This is a genomic window from Amycolatopsis roodepoortensis (assembly GCF_014873915.1).
GTDB lineage: Bacteria > Actinomycetota > Actinomycetes > Mycobacteriales > Pseudonocardiaceae > Amycolatopsis > Amycolatopsis roodepoortensis.
In genome coordinates this window covers 1092545-1108703 of record NZ_JADBEJ010000004.1, presented here as the reverse complement: position 1 = coordinate 1108703, position 16159 = coordinate 1092545, and the positions used below count along the sequence as shown (strand labels likewise).

Sequence of the window (16159 nt, the reverse complement as noted above, 5' to 3'; positions counted from 1 at the left end):
GAACATGATGCGTGCTGTCGGGGCCGCGGAGGTCGCACCGACGACCTACGCGTGGCAGATCAAGGCGGAGGGGCTGAAGGTCCGGGTCGGCAAACGCAAGTTCGCCGTGAACGGGCTCGATCTGGAACTGGGCACGGGGGTGCACGGTCTGCTCGGCCCCAACGGGGCGGGGAAGACCACGCTGATCCGGGCACTGGCGACGGTGCTCCGGCCGGCGGAGGGAGGGCTGGCGCTGCTCGGTGAATCCGTCGGGGGGTTCACCGATCAGCGCCGCCTGCGCCGCCGTATCGGTTATCTGCCGCAGAATTTCGGTTTCTACAAGCGGTTCACCGTCCGCGAGTTCGTCGAATACATCGCCTGGCTGAAGGAAATGTCCAAAGAGGACATCCCGGCCGCGGTGCAGCGGTCGATCGAACGGGTCGGCCTCGCCGACCGGGCCGACGACCGGATGAAGACACTGTCCGGCGGCATGGTGCGGCGGGTCGGGATCGCGCAGGCGATCGTGAACGATCCGGACGTCCTCCTGCTGGACGAGCCGACCGCCGGGCTCGACCCGGCACAGCGCGTGCGGTTCCGCGATCTCCTGCAGGAAATCGGCCGCGACGCCTGCGTCGTCGTCTCGACACATCTCGTCGAGGACGTCGCGACGGCCTGCACCGACGTCGTCCTGTTCGAAAACGGGAAACTCGTCTTCCAAGGCACGCCGGACGAGCTGGCCGCGGCCGGGAGCGAGGAGTACGTCGGCGACAGCCCGATCGAGCGCGGCTACTCGGCGCTGCTCGGGCACGAGCCGGGGAGGGGGAACTGGTGAACACCCGTGTCCTGCGGACAGAACTCCGTCGTTCCATCGCCCCATGGGCCACGCTCGCGATCCTCGTCGTCGCGTTCGGGTTCCTGTATTCGTTCAGCGGTCCGTGGTCGAAGGCGCCGCTCGCCTGGGACGAGAACTGGGTGCCCGCCGCGAGGTGGAGCCGGTTCCTGCTGGTCTTCCTGGTGCCGATCGCGATCGGTGCCGGGGTCATCCAAGGCATGCGGGACAGCCGGTCCGGGATGGCCGAGCTCCTCACCACGATGCCGCGGCCCGGTTGGCACCGCGCCGCGAAGCTCGCCGGCGCGCTGGGCGGCCTGCTGGTGCTGGGCTATCTGCTGATCTTCGCCGTCGGTGCCGTGCAGGTGATCTTCAGCGGTGCGTTCTTCACCTTCGGCTGGCTGCCGATCGTCGTGGTCGGCGGGCTCGCGATGCTCGCGGGAGCCTGGATCGGGTTGGGGATCGGCCGGTTGCTGCCGCATCCGCTGACCGCGCCCGCGGTGGCCGTCGCCACCTTCGTGATCATCCTCGTGATGCAGATCGGCGGGTCGCAGGGCAGCGTGCTCGTGGGCGCTGTTCCGGCATGGGCCTCTTCGCTCTCTCCCGCGATGGACGTCACCAACGATCCGTTCCTCACCACCGCGAGCCGGGTGGATCTCGGCCAGGGGGTCTGGCTCGCCGGGCTGGCCGCGACCGGATTCCTCTTGCTGGCGGCCCGCTCGAAGCGCTCGAAGGCGCTCTCCGTCGTTCCCGTGCTGGTGGCGGTCGCGGTCGCGCTGCCCATCCTGCCCTCGACCTACGCCGAAGCCAAGGCCGTCGACCCGCGCGCGACGACGATGGTCTGCGACGGCCCGGTCTGCGTTCCTCGCATGCTCGAACGTGACCTCGCCCGTATCGCCGGACCTGGCAAAGAAGCGTTGCGGCTCTTGGAAACACTGCCGGACCCACCGGTCAGGGTCGCGGCCTTGAACCGGTGGCTGGACTACGACGAGATGCCGCCGCGCGCCGCCGACACCGTCTACGTGGACCTGGTGGATTGGTCCATCCGTTCGGTCCTGAATTCGGACGACATGACGCGGACGCTGGTCGCCGGCGCCGGGACGCCGACCTGTTACACCCTCCACGGTGGCGACAGGACGTTCATGGACGAACTCACCGCGAGGTCGATCACGTCGAGCTGGTTCCTCGGTGAATGGCAAATGCTCAGCGGCTCCTGGCTGAGCGAAGACACGAAGAACGAGGTCGCGCGGAAGTGGGAGACCTTCCGTGCCCTTCCGCCCGAGGTCCAGCGAGAGCGGATCATCGCGCAGCGGAAGGCCGGCCTGACCTGCCAGGGCAACCAGCTCGACATCCTGCTCGGCGGCGCCCGATGAGGTGGGCGGTGCTGTACGCGCGCTCGCGCGCCATCCCCGCGTCGTTCGCGGCGCTGACGGCGAGCATGCTGCTGATCTGGTTCCTGGCGCGGGACCGCTGGTCGGAGATCCCGGTCTCCCTGGCGCTCCTGGTGGCGATCGCGGTGACCGCCATCGGCCTCAGCGGGCAGGACGTCGATCTCGACCGGACCGCCGCGATCCGCTGGGCGCCTCGCCGCGTCGCGCATCTCCTGCTGATCGGCGGCCTCGCCATCGGTGCCGTGCTGCTGCCGCGGCTGTGGGAAGCGGAGCGGGTGCCAGTGGAGATCATCGTGCGGAACGCGAGTGGCCTGCTCGGTCTCGCCGGGCTCGCCGCCGTGCTGTTCGGCGGGGCCTTCGGGTGGACGTTGCCGCTGGCCGGGTTCGCGGTCGCGTTCGTGGTCTGGGCCACCACGTCGAGTACGGAGAGCGCGCAGCTGGTGATCACTTGGCCCTTCCAGCCCGCCGGGGTCGCCGAAGCCACGTGGACCGCCGTGGTGCTCGCCGTGGCCGGTTTGGGGACCTACGCGGTCTACGGTGCCCGTCGCTGAAAGGGCCGGGGTTTCCTCAATCACCGACCACGGTGGCCGGATAGGTACTCCTCATCGCGCCGAAGTAGACCTCGGGCGCTCCGGCGATGTGCTCAGGCAGTTCGTCCATGAAGGCGCGCAGCAGCGGGGTCGCGTTGTGCCGGTCGAGGTCTTCCTGCGAACGCCAAACCTCGTAGAGAAAGAACCGGCCGTCTTCCTGTTCGTGGAGGTGGTACTGAAGGCTGCCCTCGTGCCCTCGAGACGGCTCGACGAGGTCCATCAGAAGCTTCCGGAACTCGTCGGCGTGTCCGGGCTTGGGGGTCAGGAAACCGTAGAGCGAAAGGGGCGCGGTCGAAGTCGTCGTCATGCGATCAACGGTAGAATCTGACATCAGTGTCAGGTTCAAGCCGCTGTCGTATGAGGTGGGTCACATGAAGATCGGGGAGCTGTCTCGCGAAACAGGCGTGGCCGTCCGCCTTCTTCGCTACTACGAGGCCCAGGGGCTGCTCACCTCCCGTCGCAGCGAAGGCGGTCATCGCCATTACGACTCCGCGGCCCCCGTCGCCGTCGCCCGCATCCGTACCCTGCTCGCCGCTGGACTTCCCACCAAGGTCATCCGCGAACTCATGCCCTGTTTCGTCGGTGACGGCACTGAACTCCAAGCCTGCGTTCTCGACCACCTCAGTACCCAGTACGCCGAGCTGGACTCCCGCATAGCCGACCTCACCCAGGCTCGCGCCGCTCTGGGCGAGATCCTCGCAGCCTCCAGCCGAACACTCACCCATGCCTAGCTCGGTGATCAACGCACAGAACACAAGTACGTGATGTCCCCTTCCTTGCGCCTGACGCAAGGAAGGGGACATCACGTACTTGAAAGGGCCAACGACCCCGGCTCTGACCTCCGTCAGACGTTTCGGTTGTGCGGAACGAGATCGAGCGGATCGTGGTCCGGGTCGTCGACACCGAGGCTGACGATCCGCGACGGGTGGATCCGGATCACCGCGCCGTCGAGATGGCCGTCGGGGGTGCGGACGCCGGTCAGCGCCTCGGCCCGGCCGCGGATTTCGAGGCAGCGGATCCTGGGCGGGTCCTGCGAGGGCATGTCGTCCACCACGAACGCGGCCCGCCCGTTGGCGGCCACGTTCCGGAACTTCTTGCTCTTCGCCAGTTCGTAGCCGGTGATGTCGATCGTCCGCGTCTCGGTGTTGTACGCGTAACCGACGGGGCTGACCTGCAGCGTGCCGTCCGGCTGCGCCGTGGCGAGCCGCCCGAGTCCTTGGGTGGCGAGGTAGTCGAGTTCCGCTTCACTGAACATGGGAAGCAGTGTCATACCTCCACTTATCTGGAGGTCAAGAGCAGCCGGTCGCCGATCGGTTCTACCGTCGGTCGGGTTCGTAAGCCGATTGGGGCATCGCCCGGAAGTGTGGCGAAGTAACCTGACCGGGTGGCCGAAACCGCCCAGAGCACCGAAGCCCCGGAGCATGCTGCCCGCCCTCTGCCGCCGTACGTGTCCAGGCTCGCTTTCGCGGGTGGGCTCGTGCTGACGGGCGTGGTGTTGATCATGACCGTCGGGGTGAACCGGCCGGGAGGCGAGGAGCCGCCTCCGCCGGCTCAGCCCCAGCCCGCGCTCACGGTTCCCGACCAGAAGCCCCAGCCCGGGGCGGCGACCCCGCGTGCGGGGCTCGCCGCGCCGCCCGACCGGCCCACCGTTTCCGACGCGGCCGAACTCGAGACCTGGGCGAACCGGGTGGCGGCGAAGACGCGGCTTTCCGTCGCCGATCTCTCCGCCTACGGCCGCGCCGAGATGTGGCTTCGTCGGCAGAAGCCGGGCTGCCACCTCTCGTGGGCGACCCTCGCCGGGATCTCCCACGTCGAAACGGCGCAGGGCAGGCCCGGCCCGATCACGCTCCCGGCCGACGTCTGGGCCAAGCACTCCGCCCGGGCCAGGAGCGACGGCAAGCAACCGGATCCGAAGGACCTCGACGACGCCGCCTTCGTCACCGCCCGCTACCTGTGCGCCGCCGGCGACGACGTCGCCACTCCGGACGGCTGGTGGAAGGCGATGCGGGTGTTCAACCCGGCGGTGCCCTACGTCCAGGAGGTCTTCAGCGCGGCCGACACTTACGCGGACGCCAGCGTTGCGCCCTGATCTTCGAGCACCAGGTCGAAGTTGAGCGCCGACGCCATCCGGTAGGCGTCACCCGCGGCGACGACCAGCTGCGCCATCGGATCGACGACGTTCCCCGCCGCCCAGACGCCGTCCACGTTCGTGCGGCCCTGTGCGTCCACCGCGATCGAGCCGCTTTCGGTGCGCGCGCAGCCGATCTGGGCGAGAAGCCGGTCGTGCGGGACGAACTTCGGGCCGACGAACACGACGTCGCGTTCGACGAATCCGCCGTCGACGAGCCGGACGCCCGTCAGCCGGTCGCCTTCGACGGCGAGCTCGGACACCTTCCCGTCGACGATCCGGATGCCCAGGCCGGTCAGCTTCGCCCGGTCTTCGGCCGAGAGCTGCTGCGTATGCGTGAAGAAGGTCAGGTCCTTGCTCCACTGCCAGACGATCAGCGCCTGGTGGACCGACTTCTCCGAGGTGGCGAGTACACCGAAACGCCGGTCGCGCACCTCCCAGCCGTGGCAGTACGGGCAGTGCAGCACGTCGGCGCCGAACCGCTCCGCGACGCCGGGGACGTCCGGCAGTTCGTCGGCCAGCCCGGTGGTCACCACGATCCGGCGACCGCGGATGACCCGGCCGCCCGCCAGCTCCACCGCCTTGTCGTGACGTAGCCGGTGGACGACGTCCTCGACGATCTCGACACCGTAGGCACGGACCTCGTCGCGGCCTATCTCCAGTAGTTCCTTGGGTGGAATGCCGTCCCTGGTCAGGAAGCCGTGCGCGTGCGCGGCGGGCGCGTTGCGCGGGGTGCCGCCGTCGATCACGACGACCCGGCGCCGTGCCCTGCCCAGTACCAATGCCGCGCTGAGACCCGCGACGCCACCACCGATGATCACCACGTCGAATTCGTTGTTCATGGTGCCGAGCATCCGGATCTTCGCGAGGATTGGCAAAGTTCATTGCCGATTTGGCAAACTGGAGGCATGCAGGACATCGAACGGCGGCTCGCCGAGGTCGGCCCGAAGCTCAAGCAGCTCCGCAAGGAACGCGGCACCACCCTCTCCGCGCTTTCGGAGGCGACGGGGATCTCCGCCAGTACGCTCTCGCGGCTCGAATCGGGCACCCGGAAGGCCACGCTGGAGCTGTTGCTCACCTTGTCGGCGGCCCATCAGGTACCGCTCGACGAACTGGTCGGCGAACCCGAACCCGCCGACCCGCGGGTCCGGATGAAACCGCAGAAATTCGGCAGGTTCACCGCCTGGGCGCTGACCGCGCAACCCGGCCAGCCGCAGGCGTTCAAACTGCTGATCCCGGTCGAGGACATCGAGCCCGTGCAGCGCACGCACGAGGGCTACGAGTGGATGTACGTCCTCAGTGGACGGCTGCGGGCGCTGCTCGGCGACCGCGACTTCACGATGGGACCCGGCGAGGCCGCGGAGTTCGACACGCGGGTGCCGCATTGGTTCGGCAGCGCGGGGCCGGGGCCGGTGGAGCTGCTGGTGCTGTTCGGCAAGCAGGGGGAGCGGGCCCACCTGCGGGCCAGGTCGACGTGACAGCAAAGGTCCCTTGCGCCAGGGGTGACGGTGATCAACATTGAGAGCAAAGGTCCCTTGCTCCGGCGGCCGGGTCAGTCGCGCAACGCGATCCGCGCGCTGACCTCGCTGATCGCTTCCAGATACTCCGGGATCGGGTGCATCGCCGACGCTATCCGCATCTGCGCGAGCGCCTCGGTCAACCGGCCGAGGCGCTGGAGGGTCCGCCCGAGCACGAACCGCGCGTAATGATCGGTGGGGTCCAGCTCCAGCACCCGGGTGAAGGCGCGTTCGGCCCGCCGCAACTGTGCGGAGTGGAAGTACGCGCGGCCTGCCAGCAACTGAACACTCGGTTTGTCGGTTTCGTCCTCCAGCAAGGGCTCGAGGGCCTTGAGGGCGTCGAGCGGCCTGCGGCTTTCGACCAGCGCTTCCGCCTGCCGGAAGGCGCGGAACCGGGACTCTCCGGACGAGTCCTCACCGGGTTCTGGGGCGGGTTCGGCATCCATCATGGTCCGCTCCACGATACCCCTGGGCAGGGGCGTTCACGAGGAGCTGAAACGGTCATGGTGGACTGTCCTGCCATGAGCAGTGCCGAAGAATGCGAGCCCGGCTACCTCGGTCTGGCGCCGTACCTCTACTACGTCGATGCCACCGAGGCGGTCGCGTGGCTGGTCAGAGTGTTCGGGTTCACCGAGGAAGTGCGCTTCGCCGACGCCTCCGGCGAGGTGTTCCAGGCCACTCTGTGCGCAGGCCCGGCCAAGATCCAGCTGGCCGGGGTCGGCTCGGAGTACTGGCAGGCGAAAGGCGTCGACGGCCCGGTCGGACAGCTGAACATCGTGTACGTCCCCGACGTCGACGCGCAGTACGAGCGCGTCCGCGCCGCGCTCGGCGACGACGCCGACATCGACGCGCCCCAGGATCAGCCCTATGGCGCCCGCGTGTTCACCGTCTCCGACATCGGCGGCAACAGCTGGACTTTCTGGCAGCAGTTCTCCGACACCGTCGAGCTCCCGTCGGGCTGGAAGGAAGTCCGGGCGGACGAACCGGTCACGGAATAGGTACTGCGGAGCGAAGCTCCTCCGTCGAGGGTGGCGGTGGGGAGGAAGGTCGGAAAGCCCGGTCGGCGGCTGCTGTGGCGCGTGCCTCCAACGGGTGAACTGCGGTGACGGCTAGGCTGGGCCCGGTCACCGCAGGCACAACCCACATGAGGAGCATGGCGTGGCGCTCATCGAGCAGGTAGGCGCTCGCGAGATTCTGGACTCGCGAGGCAACCCGACGGTCGAAGTGGAGGTGGCTCTCGACGACGGCACGCTGGCGCGGGCCGCGGTCCCCTCGGGTGCGTCCACCGGCGAACACGAAGCCGTCGAGCTGCGTGACGGCGACACCGGCCGGTACAACGGCAAGGGTGTCGAGCGCGCGGTCGCGGCCGTCCTGGACGAGATCGGCCCGGACCTGGTCGGCACCGACGCCGTCGACCAGCGCATCGTCGACCAGAAGCTGGTCGACCTCGACGGCACGCCGGCGAAGTCCCGCCTCGGCGCGAACGCCATCCTCGGTGTTTCGCTCGCCGTCGCGAAGGCCGCCGCGGAGTCGGCCGAGCTGGAGCTGTTCCGCTACCTCGGCGGGCCGAACGCGCACGTGCTGCCGGTGCCGATGCTGAACATCCTCAACGGTGGCGCGCACGCCGACACCGATGTCGACATCCAGGAATTCATGATCGCGCCGATCGGCGCCGAGTCGTTCCGCGAGGCCCTGCGCTGGGGCACCGAGGTCTACCACTCGCTGAAGTCGGTCCTGAAGGGCCGCGGCCTGGCCACCGGCCTCGGCGACGAAGGCGGCTTCGCGCCCAGCCTGAAGAACAACCGCGAGGCGCTCGACCTGATCCTTCAGGCGATCGAGAAGGCCGGATACGCCCCGGGCCGTGACGTCGCGCTCGCGCTCGACGTCGCCGCGACGGAGTTCTTCTCCGACGGCGCGTACACCTTCGAAGGCGCGAAGAAGAGCGCCGAGCAGATGTCGGCCTACTACGGCGAGCTCGTCCGCGACTACCCGCTCGTGTCCATCGAGGACCCGCTGAGCGAGGACGACTGGGACGGCTGGGTCCAGCTGACCACCGAGCTCGGCGAGAAGGTCCAGCTGGTCGGCGACGACCTGTTCGTCACCAACCCGGACCGCCTCGAAGAGGGCATCACCCGCCGCGCCGCCAACGCGCTGCTGGTGAAGGTCAACCAGATCGGCACCCTGTCGGAGACCCTCGACGCGATCTCGCTGGCCACCTCGTACGGCTACAAGTCGATGATGAGCCACCGGTCCGGCGAGACCGAGGACACCTTCATCGCCGACCTCGCCGTCGCGACCGGTGTCGGCCAGATCAAGACCGGTGCCCCGGCGCGCGGCGAGCGGATCGCCAAGTACAACCAGCTGCTCCGCATCGAGGAGACCCTCGCCGACGCGGCGCGCTACGCCGGCGACCTCGCGTTCCCGCGGTTCAGCACCGAGGGATAACGAACGATGGCGGACCGGGGGAGGGCGCGGACCCGTCGTAACGGGCGCGCGGACGGCGGCGGCTCCAGCAGGGGCCGCCGACCGGAGAGCGCCCGTCGCACGACGACGACGGAGGTCCGCGCCCGAACCCGGCTGCGCCGCAGCCTGGCGGCGAAACGGGCATCGGGCGCCGCGAAGGTGCTCGGCATGTCCACCACCCGCCGGGCCGCGGTGGTGGCGATCGTGGTGTGCGCGCTCGCGTTCACCATCGCCGTCCCGCTGCGCACGTACCTCAGCCAGAAGTCCGAGGTCACCGAACAGCAGCAGCTGCAGTCCGAACTGCAGCGGAGCGTCACCCAGCTGGAAGGCCGCAAGGCCGAGCTGAGCGACCCGGCGCAGATCGAGGCGGAGGCGCGTAAGCGGTTCGGTTTCGTGAAGCCCGGCGAGACGCCGTACATCGTGCAGCTCCCTGAAGACAAGGCACCCGAGCAGGGGCAGCCGCAAGGTCAGCAGCCGGTGCCCGCGGGCTCCTGGTACGAGAAGCTGTGGGATCAGGTCGCGGGCGGCTGAAGTGCGCCCTTTAGCCTTATGGGTGTGAACAGCACGGAAAAGTCTTCATACGACCCTGTGACCGACGCCGACCGCGAGATCATCGCGGAACAGCTCGGCCGGGCCCCCCGTGCGCTGCGCGCCGTCGCCGCGCGCTGCCCGAGCGGCCACCCGTCGGTCGTGCAGACGAGCCCCCGTCTCGACGACGGCACGCCGTTCCCCACGCTCTACTACTTGACCTGTCCGAAGCTGACTTCCATGGTCGGCACGCTCGAGGCGTCCGGGCTGATGAAGGAGATGACCGACCGGCTCGCGGAGGACCCCGAGCTGGCGGCCGCCTACCAGCGGACCCACGAGAGCTACCTCGCCGAACGCGACGCCATCGACCCGCTCGGGCACGAGGTCAGCGCGGGCGGGATGCCCGGCCGCGTCAAATGCCTGCACGTCCACCTGGCGCACACGCTGGCCGTCGGCCCCGGCGTGAACCCGTTCGGGGACGAAACGCTCGCTTTGCTCAAGGAGAACGGCTGGCCGTCCGGCGACTGCCAGGGGTAACACCGGCCCGCGGTGTACAGATAGTTCCTCCAGGTGGGTTAATTCACCGGATGTCGACCAACTGGTCTTCCCCTATGGGGTGAAACCGGTCACCGCATGCGGCAGGCTGGGCACCAGTTGTGAGGTGCCGGGGTGAGCGAGTACCGGATCGCCGAGTCGTGGTCCGCCGGGAGGGTTCTGAGTTATGCGCGTGAGGCACGTGCCAGGCGCGGTGACCGGTGCTGTATCCATGGGCTCTCGCCTGAGACACGTACCTCGAGCCGCCCGGAGACTCTGTCTCCGGCACCGCACGATCGCCGCGGTGGCCGGAGGTGTCCTCGCCATCGTCCCGGCCTGTGCCGCGGTCGTCGGTGCCGGCAGCTGGGCCGCGACGGCGAGCACGGTCCAGTCCGGCACTGTCGCCCTCGTCGGCGGCTACGACCCGAAGAACCCGCTCGTCCATCAGATCGGCGTCGACGGCAGCCTGCCGAACGCGCCGACCCCGCTCCCGCTCCCCGCGGACGAACTCCCCGAGGGGCCGCTCGGCATCCCGGTCACCGCGCTCGCCGCGTACCGCAACGCCGCCGACATCCTCATCGCCGAACAGCCCGGCTGCCACATCGACTGGGCTTTGATCGCGAGTATCGGCCGCATCGAGTCCAATCACGCGCGCGGCGGTTACGTCGACGCCAAGGGCAATACCCTCGAACCGATCCTCGGCCCGCAGCTCAACGGCGCCGGGCCGTTCGCCGCCATCCCGGACACCGACGGCGGCAAATTCGACGGCGACACGGTGTGGGACCGCGCCGTCGGCCCGACGCAGTTCATCCCCGGGACCTGGAAGGCCTACGCCTCCGACGGCAACGGCGACGGCGAGTCGAACCCGAACAACATCTTCGACGCCGCGCTGGGCACGGGCCGGTACCTGTGCTCCGGTGGGCTCGACCTGTCCAAACCGGATCAGCTGCGCGCGGCCGTGTTCCGCTACAACAACTCGGACACCTACGTGAACACCGTGCTGATCTGGGCCGAGGCGTACCGCACGGGTGTGCTGCCGACGCCGGACAGCAAGGTGCCCATCGGCGCCCCGAACGCCGGTGCCGCCCCGCCGCCCGCGTCGGTGCCGCCGCCTCCGGTGCCGTCGACGCCGCCCGGTTCGGTGACGCCGCCGTCGAACACCTTGCCGGGAACGAACTCGAGTTCCAGTTCGTCGCCTTCGAAATCGTCGTCAAGCTCGAAGCCACCGCAGTGCCCGACGGTCACCGAGACGGAGACGGTGCCGAACACGAACACCAGCACGAGCACGACGACGACTTCGGCTCCGCCGCCGACGACCTGCAGCTCGCCGACGACGATCACCACGACCACGACGGTGACGGACACCAGCGGTACCAAGACGCCCTGATCGCATTGTCTAAGCTCGGGGCATGCCTCGTGTTGCCGCGATCGACTGTGGGACCAACTCCATCCGCCTGCTCGTCGCCGAGCTGACGCCCCGCCACGACGGGACGGTCGACCTGCGCGACCTGCACCGCGAGATGCGGATCGTCCGCCTCGGCCAGGGCGTGGACGCCACCGGCAAGCTGGCCCCCGAGGCGCTCGAGCGCACCCGCAAGGCGCTGGCCGACTACACGATCGCCGCGCGCCGCAAGGGCGTCGAAAAGGTCCGCATGGTCGCGACGTCCGCGACCCGCGACGCGAGCAACCGCGACGAGTTCTTCGCGATGACGCGCGAGGTGCTCGGCTCCGAGGCCGAAGTCATCAGCGGCGACGAAGAGGCCCGCCTGTCCTTCACCGGCGCCGTCGGCGAGCAGGACCCCGACGACGGCCCCTTCGTGGTGGTCGACGTCGGTGGCGGCTCGACCGAACTCGTGGTCGGCACCTGGGACGGTCGCCAGGCCGAGGTCATCGCGGCCAAGTCGGTCGACATCGGCTGCGTGCGCATCACCGAACGCGCGCTGAAGTCCGACCCACCGACCGCGGCCGAAATCGCCGAAGCCCGTGAGCTGGCCGCCAAGGTCCTCACCGAGGCCTTCGACGTGGTGGACGTGTCCACCGCCAAGACGTGGATCGGCGTCGCCGGGACGGTCACGACCCTGACCGCCGTGGCGCAGGGCCTGTCGGAGTACGACTCCGAGCGCACCCACCTTTCCAAGCTCTCCCACGCCGACATCGACCGCGTCGCGCGGTCGCTCCTCACGGCCGACCACGCGACCCGCGCCGCGAACCCGGTGATCCACCCCGGCCGGGTCGACGTGATCGGCGGCGGCTCGGTGATCGTGCAGGTGCTGGCCGAGCAGTTCGCCACGCGCGGTGGTCCCGGCGAACTGGTGATCTCCGAGCACGACATCCTCGACGGGATCGCGCTGTCGCTGGCCTGACAGTCGGGTTTTCTCTTACAGGAAGCCATTTCTTTAGGTGATCAAGCGGTGACCTCCAGTCCGGATTGGGCCGTTCGGCGCAGCGGCGTTCCTACCAACGTTGTGCTCTAACCGGGTGGTCCGGGAGACCGTCACACATTTGCAACACCAACGCACTGTGATCGGCTTCACCTGTCCCATAGCGTCGTCTCACCTTCTGGACGGTGGGGCGCGACCAGCGCTCGCCGGACTATCCGACGACGAGAGTTGGAGTGGACATGCGGGCTTCACGCGGGTTCTGGGGAGCGACGGCGGTGGTGGCCACGGCGGCCATGCTGCTGACGGCCTGTGGAGGTGGTGGCTCCAGCGAGAACAAGGGGTCCGGCGCCGTCGACGCCAACGCGTCGGTTTCGGTCTACGGCACCGAGCCGGAGAACTCGCTGATTCCCGCCAACACCAACGAGCTCGGTGGGTCCAAGGCCCTCAAGCCGGTCTTCTCGGCGCTCGTCGGCTACAAGTCCGACACCGCCGAGCCGTACAACCTGATGGCCGAATCGATCACCACGACCGATTCGAAGGTCTTCGACATCAAGATCAAGAAGGGCTGGAAGTTCCACGACGGGACCGAGGTCAAGGCCAAGAACTTCGTCGACGCCTGGAACTACAGCGCGAACGGCAAGAACGGCATGCAGAACGCGTCGTTCTTCGAGCAGATCCAGGGCTACGACGAGATCAGCGCCAAGGAGCCGGCCGTCAAGGAGATGTCCGGGCTCAAGGTCGTGAACGACTACGAGTTCCAGGCCACGCTCAAGGGGCCGTTCTCCGTGTTCGCCACCAAGATCGGCTACCTCGCCTTCGCGCCGTTGCCGGACAAGTTCTTCGCCGACCCGGAGGCGTTCGCCAAGGCCCCGATCGGGAACGGGCCGCTGAAGTTCGTTTCGCGCACGCCGAACCAGAACATGAAGCTCACGCGGTTCGACGAATACCAGGGCGAGGACAAGGTCAAGTTCAAGGACCTGGAAGTCCGCATCTACACCAGCCAGGAGACCGCGTACCAGGACCTGCTGAGCAACCGCCTCGACTTCATGGAGGCGCTCCCGCCCGCGGCGAAGGCCGGTGGCAAGTACAAGACCGACCTCGGTGAGCGTCTGGTCGAAGGGAAGCTGCTCGGCATCAGCGCGCTCGCCCTCCCGTACTACGTCCCGGGTTACGACAACCTCGACCTGCGCAAGGCGATCTCGCTGGCCATCGACCGCGAGCAGATCGTCAAGACCGTCATGAACGACACCTACGCGCCCGCCGACGGCTACGTGTCGCGCGGTATCGAGGGCTACCGGCCCGGTGTCTGCGGCGAGTTCTGCAAGTTCGATCCGGTGAAGGCCAAGGAACACTTCGCGAAGTCCGGTTTCACCGGCAAGCTGACCATCGCGTCGAACGCCGACGGTGGCCGTAAGGAACCGCTGGTCGCGGCGTGCAACAGCATCAAGAACGCGCTCGGCGTCGAATGCGACTTCGTGCCGGCGACCGACTTCGGGCAGTGGCGCAGCATCGTCAACAACCGTCAGCTGACCGGCATGGGCCGCTCCGACTGGTCCGCCGACTACCCGTCGATCGAGAACTACCTGAACCCGCGCTACAAGAGCACCGGTTCGTCGAACGACTCCACGTACAACAACCCGGCCGTCGACGCGCTGCTGACCCAGGCGGACCAGACCGCCGACAAGGCGGCCGCGATCAAGCTGTACCAGCAGGCCGAGGACCTGATCGCGAAGGATCTGCCCCAGATCCCCGTGTGGGAAGAGAAGGGTGTCGGCGGCAAGTCGAACCGGCTCAAGGTCGCGAAGCTCGACTTCGGTCGTCTCGCGGACTACTCGTCCATCGAGGTCGCGGCGAAGTAATCGCGTGGTCGTGCCGGCCGGGAGCGCACCGCTCCCGGCCGGCCGGACCCACGGCTCCCACCACGCGATCCTCAGGACGGCACGCCCATGCCCCAGTACATCCTCCGACGACTACTTCAACTCATCCCGGTCTTCTTCGGCACGACGTTCCTCATCTACGCCCTCGTGTGGGCGGTGCCCGGTGACCCGTTCGCCGGCAAATGCGGTCAGGTCGCCTGCCCGCCCGCCTACATCGAGATGATGACCGCGAAGTTCAACCTCGACGATTCGATCTTCGTCCAGTACTTCAAATACCTCGGCAACCTGTTCACCGGCGACTGGGGCGAGACCTTCAACGGCAACTCGGTCGGCGAACTGATCGGGAACGCCTATCCGGTGACGGTCCGGCTCGCCCTCATCGCGGTGGCCATCGAAGCGATCATCGGCCTGTCCGCGGGCATCCTGACCGGCCTGCGCGGCAAGGGCTTCCTCGACAACCTCGTGCTGATGTCCACCACGTTCCTGATCTCGATCCCGGTGTTCGTCACCGCGATCGTGCTCCAGATCGTGCTCGGTTCGGAACTGGGCATCATCGACGCGAGCGTGTCCGAGGACGCCACGATCGGCGAGCTGATCGTGCCGGGGATCGCGCTCGGCAGCCTGTCCATGGCCTACATAGCCCGGTTGACCAGAACGAGCATCGCCGAGAACCGGCACGCCGACTACGTCCGCACGGCCGTCGCGAAGGGGCAGCCCCGCAGCCGGGTCGTCGGCGTGCACCTGCTCCGGAACTCGGTGATCCCGGTGCTGACCTTCATCGGCACCGACATCGGCGCGCTCATGGGCGGGGCCATCGTCACCGAAGGCGTGTTCAACATCAACGGCATCGGCGGGCTCATCTTCCGCGGTATCCAGAACCGGGAGGGCGCCACCGTCACCGGCGTCGTCGTCCTGCTGGTGATGGTCTACCTGCTGGTGAGTCTCATCGTCGACCTGCTCTACGCCGTTCTCGACCCGAGGATCCGTTATGACTGACCCCAATGTGGCCGGCGGGGTGTCCTCTGTGGACGTCGCAGGCGCCGGTGTCGCCGACGATTCCGCGGAGGCGCACAAACCGCGCAGCCTCGGCGGCGACGCCTGGCGGATGTTGCGCAAGCGGCCGTCGTTCATCATCTCCGCCGTCATCATCACGCTCGTCGTGCTCATCGCGATCGCGCCCGACCTGTTCAGCTCCCGGCCCGCCGGGTTCAGCGATCTGCTCCACGCCAACGAAGGACCGTCCGCGGACGCCTGGTTCGGTTACGACAACCAGGGTTACGACGTCTACGCGCGGACGATCCACGGCGCGCGGGCGTCGCTGCTGGTCGGTGTCTTCGCGACAGTGCTGACGATCCTGATCGGCTCGGTGGTGGGGATCATCGCCGGGTACTACGGCCGTCTCGTCGACAGCCTGTTCTCGCGGGTGGGCGACATCTTCGCGGCACTGCCGTTCGTGCTCGGCGCGATCGTCATCCTGACCACGTTCAACGCGCCCGGCTCGAACCCCGGGGTGGTCACGATCATCGTGCAGGTGGTCGTGTCGATCGCCGCGCTGAGCTGGCCGGTGGCGATGCGCATCATGCGGTCGGCGACGCTGGTGGCCAAACAGCTCGACTACGTCAAGGCCGCGCGCGGCCTCGGCGCGAGCACGCCGCGCATCGTGTTCCGGCATCTACTGCCGAACACGGTCGCGCCGGTGCTGGTGTACGGGACCATCGCGCTCGGCGCGTTCATCGGCGCGGAAGCGACACTGGCGTATCTCGGCGTCGGCGTGCGGCCTCCGGTCGTTTCGTGGGGAGTGATGATCAGCGACGCGCGGGACTACTTCCGGGTGAATCCGCACATGTTGTTGTTCCCCGCGGGGTTCGTGACCATCACCGTGCTCGCGTTCGTCATGCTCGGTGACGGCATCCGCGACGCGCTCGACCCGAAGGCCCGGTGA

General features: G+C 68.2%; 19 protein-coding genes. 15 read left to right on the top strand and 4 right to left on the bottom strand.

What is annotated here, in order from left to right; genetic code table 11:
- Positions 1 to 7 precede the first annotated feature (7 nt).
- From H4W30_RS15930 to H4W30_RS15920, 3 genes are read left to right on the top strand one after another with little or no spacing between them, the layout of a single operon-like run.
- Positions 8 to 811, top strand: coding sequence for an ABC transporter ATP-binding protein (locus H4W30_RS15930; RefSeq protein ID WP_126736455.1), 804 nt, complete (start codon positions 8 to 10; stop codon positions 809 to 811).
- On the top strand, positions 808 to 2181 hold the full coding sequence (locus tag H4W30_RS15925) for a hypothetical protein (protein ID WP_192743516.1): 1374 nt from the start codon (positions 808 to 810) through the stop codon (positions 2179 to 2181). The genes H4W30_RS15930 and H4W30_RS15925 overlap by 4 nt, the downstream gene beginning before the upstream one ends.
- A gap of 8 nt (positions 2182 to 2189) precedes the next feature.
- A complete protein-coding gene (locus tag H4W30_RS15920; RefSeq protein WP_192743515.1) occupies positions 2190 to 2750 on the top strand; it encodes a hypothetical protein in 561 nt (186 codons plus the stop codon).
- A 16-nt stretch (positions 2751 to 2766) separates the two neighbouring features.
- Here the strand turns inward: H4W30_RS15920 and H4W30_RS15915 are convergent, their stop codons facing one another.
- Positions 2767 to 3096 (bottom strand): putative quinol monooxygenase, encoded by a 330-nt coding sequence (locus H4W30_RS15915; RefSeq protein ID WP_192743514.1) that lies wholly within the window; start codon positions 3094 to 3096, stop codon positions 2767 to 2769.
- Positions 3097 to 3160: 64 nt separating this feature from the next.
- On the opposite strand from H4W30_RS15915, the gene H4W30_RS15910 reads away from it, so the two are divergent.
- A complete protein-coding gene (locus tag H4W30_RS15910; RefSeq protein WP_192743513.1) occupies positions 3161 to 3520 on the top strand; it encodes a MerR family transcriptional regulator in 360 nt (119 codons plus the stop codon).
- Positions 3521 to 3633: 113 nt separating this feature from the next.
- Here the strand turns inward: H4W30_RS15910 and H4W30_RS15905 are convergent, their stop codons facing one another.
- Positions 3634 to 4044, bottom strand: coding sequence for a PPOX class F420-dependent oxidoreductase (locus H4W30_RS15905; RefSeq protein ID WP_192743512.1), 411 nt, complete (start codon positions 4042 to 4044; stop codon positions 3634 to 3636).
- A gap of 129 nt (positions 4045 to 4173) precedes the next feature.
- Here H4W30_RS15905 and H4W30_RS15900 point away from each other — a divergent pair, with 129 nt between their 5' ends.
- Entirely contained in the window at positions 4174 to 4878 is a 705-nt protein-coding gene (locus tag H4W30_RS15900; protein WP_192743511.1) for a lysozyme family protein, read from the top strand.
- On the opposite strand, the gene H4W30_RS15895 is transcribed toward H4W30_RS15900, so the two are convergent.
- Positions 4851 to 5771 (bottom strand): NAD(P)/FAD-dependent oxidoreductase, encoded by a 921-nt coding sequence (locus H4W30_RS15895; RefSeq protein ID WP_192743510.1) that lies wholly within the window; start codon positions 5769 to 5771, stop codon positions 4851 to 4853. The genes H4W30_RS15900 and H4W30_RS15895 overlap by 28 nt on opposite strands.
- A 54-nt stretch (positions 5772 to 5825) precedes the next feature.
- On the opposite strand from H4W30_RS15895, the gene H4W30_RS15890 reads away from it, so the two are divergent.
- Positions 5826 to 6395 (top strand): helix-turn-helix domain-containing protein, encoded by a 570-nt coding sequence (locus tag H4W30_RS15890; protein WP_192743509.1) that lies wholly within the window; start codon positions 5826 to 5828, stop codon positions 6393 to 6395.
- Between the two features lie 74 nt (positions 6396 to 6469).
- Here H4W30_RS15890 and H4W30_RS15885 read toward each other — a convergent pair whose 3' ends face one another.
- Positions 6470 to 6883 carry a tetratricopeptide repeat protein gene (locus tag H4W30_RS15885; protein ID WP_125674103.1) on the bottom strand — a complete coding sequence of 138 codons (414 nt, stop codon included), beginning with the start codon at positions 6881 to 6883 and terminating at the stop codon, positions 6470 to 6472.
- A 72-nt stretch (positions 6884 to 6955) separates the two neighbouring features.
- Here H4W30_RS15885 and H4W30_RS15880 point away from each other — a divergent pair, with 72 nt between their 5' ends.
- The 9 genes from H4W30_RS15880 to H4W30_RS15840 all read left to right on the top strand — a co-directional run bounded on the left by H4W30_RS15880 (position 6956) and on the right by H4W30_RS15840 (position 16159).
- Entirely contained in the window at positions 6956 to 7432 is a 477-nt protein-coding gene (locus H4W30_RS15880) for a VOC family protein (RefSeq protein WP_192743508.1), read from the top strand.
- 160 nt (positions 7433 to 7592) lie between these two features.
- Positions 7593 to 8879 carry a phosphopyruvate hydratase gene (gene eno / locus H4W30_RS15875; protein ID WP_126736446.1) on the top strand — a complete coding sequence of 429 codons (1287 nt, stop codon included), beginning with the start codon at positions 7593 to 7595 and terminating at the stop codon, positions 8877 to 8879.
- Positions 8880 to 9065: 186 nt separating this feature from the next.
- Positions 9066 to 9428, top strand: a complete 363-nt coding sequence (locus H4W30_RS15870; protein ID WP_091598626.1) for an FtsB family cell division protein — start codon at positions 9066 to 9068, stop codon at positions 9426 to 9428.
- An 18-nt stretch (positions 9429 to 9446) separates the two neighbouring features.
- Positions 9447 to 9962, top strand: a complete 516-nt coding sequence (locus H4W30_RS15865; protein ID WP_192743507.1) for a DUF501 domain-containing protein — start codon at positions 9447 to 9449, stop codon at positions 9960 to 9962.
- Between the two features lie 184 nt (positions 9963 to 10146).
- Positions 10147 to 11346 carry a lytic transglycosylase domain-containing protein gene (locus H4W30_RS15860; RefSeq protein ID WP_192743506.1) on the top strand — a complete coding sequence of 400 codons (1200 nt, stop codon included), beginning with the start codon at positions 10147 to 10149 and terminating at the stop codon, positions 11344 to 11346.
- A 22-nt stretch (positions 11347 to 11368) separates the two neighbouring features.
- Complete coding sequence (locus tag H4W30_RS15855) at positions 11369 to 12322, top strand: Ppx/GppA phosphatase family protein (protein ID WP_192743505.1); 954 nt, start codon at positions 11369 to 11371, stop codon at positions 12320 to 12322.
- A gap of 257 nt (positions 12323 to 12579) precedes the next feature.
- Positions 12580 to 14199 (top strand): peptide ABC transporter substrate-binding protein, encoded by a 1620-nt coding sequence (locus tag H4W30_RS15850; protein WP_192743504.1) that lies wholly within the window; start codon positions 12580 to 12582, stop codon positions 14197 to 14199.
- Positions 14200 to 14286: 87 nt separating this feature from the next.
- Complete coding sequence (locus H4W30_RS15845; RefSeq protein ID WP_125694151.1) at positions 14287 to 15213, top strand: ABC transporter permease; 927 nt, start codon at positions 14287 to 14289, stop codon at positions 15211 to 15213.
- Positions 15206 to 16159: an ABC transporter permease gene (locus H4W30_RS15840; RefSeq protein WP_192743503.1), complete on the top strand. Its 954-nt coding sequence runs from the start codon at positions 15206 to 15208 to the stop codon at positions 16157 to 16159. The genes H4W30_RS15845 and H4W30_RS15840 overlap by 8 nt, the downstream gene beginning before the upstream one ends.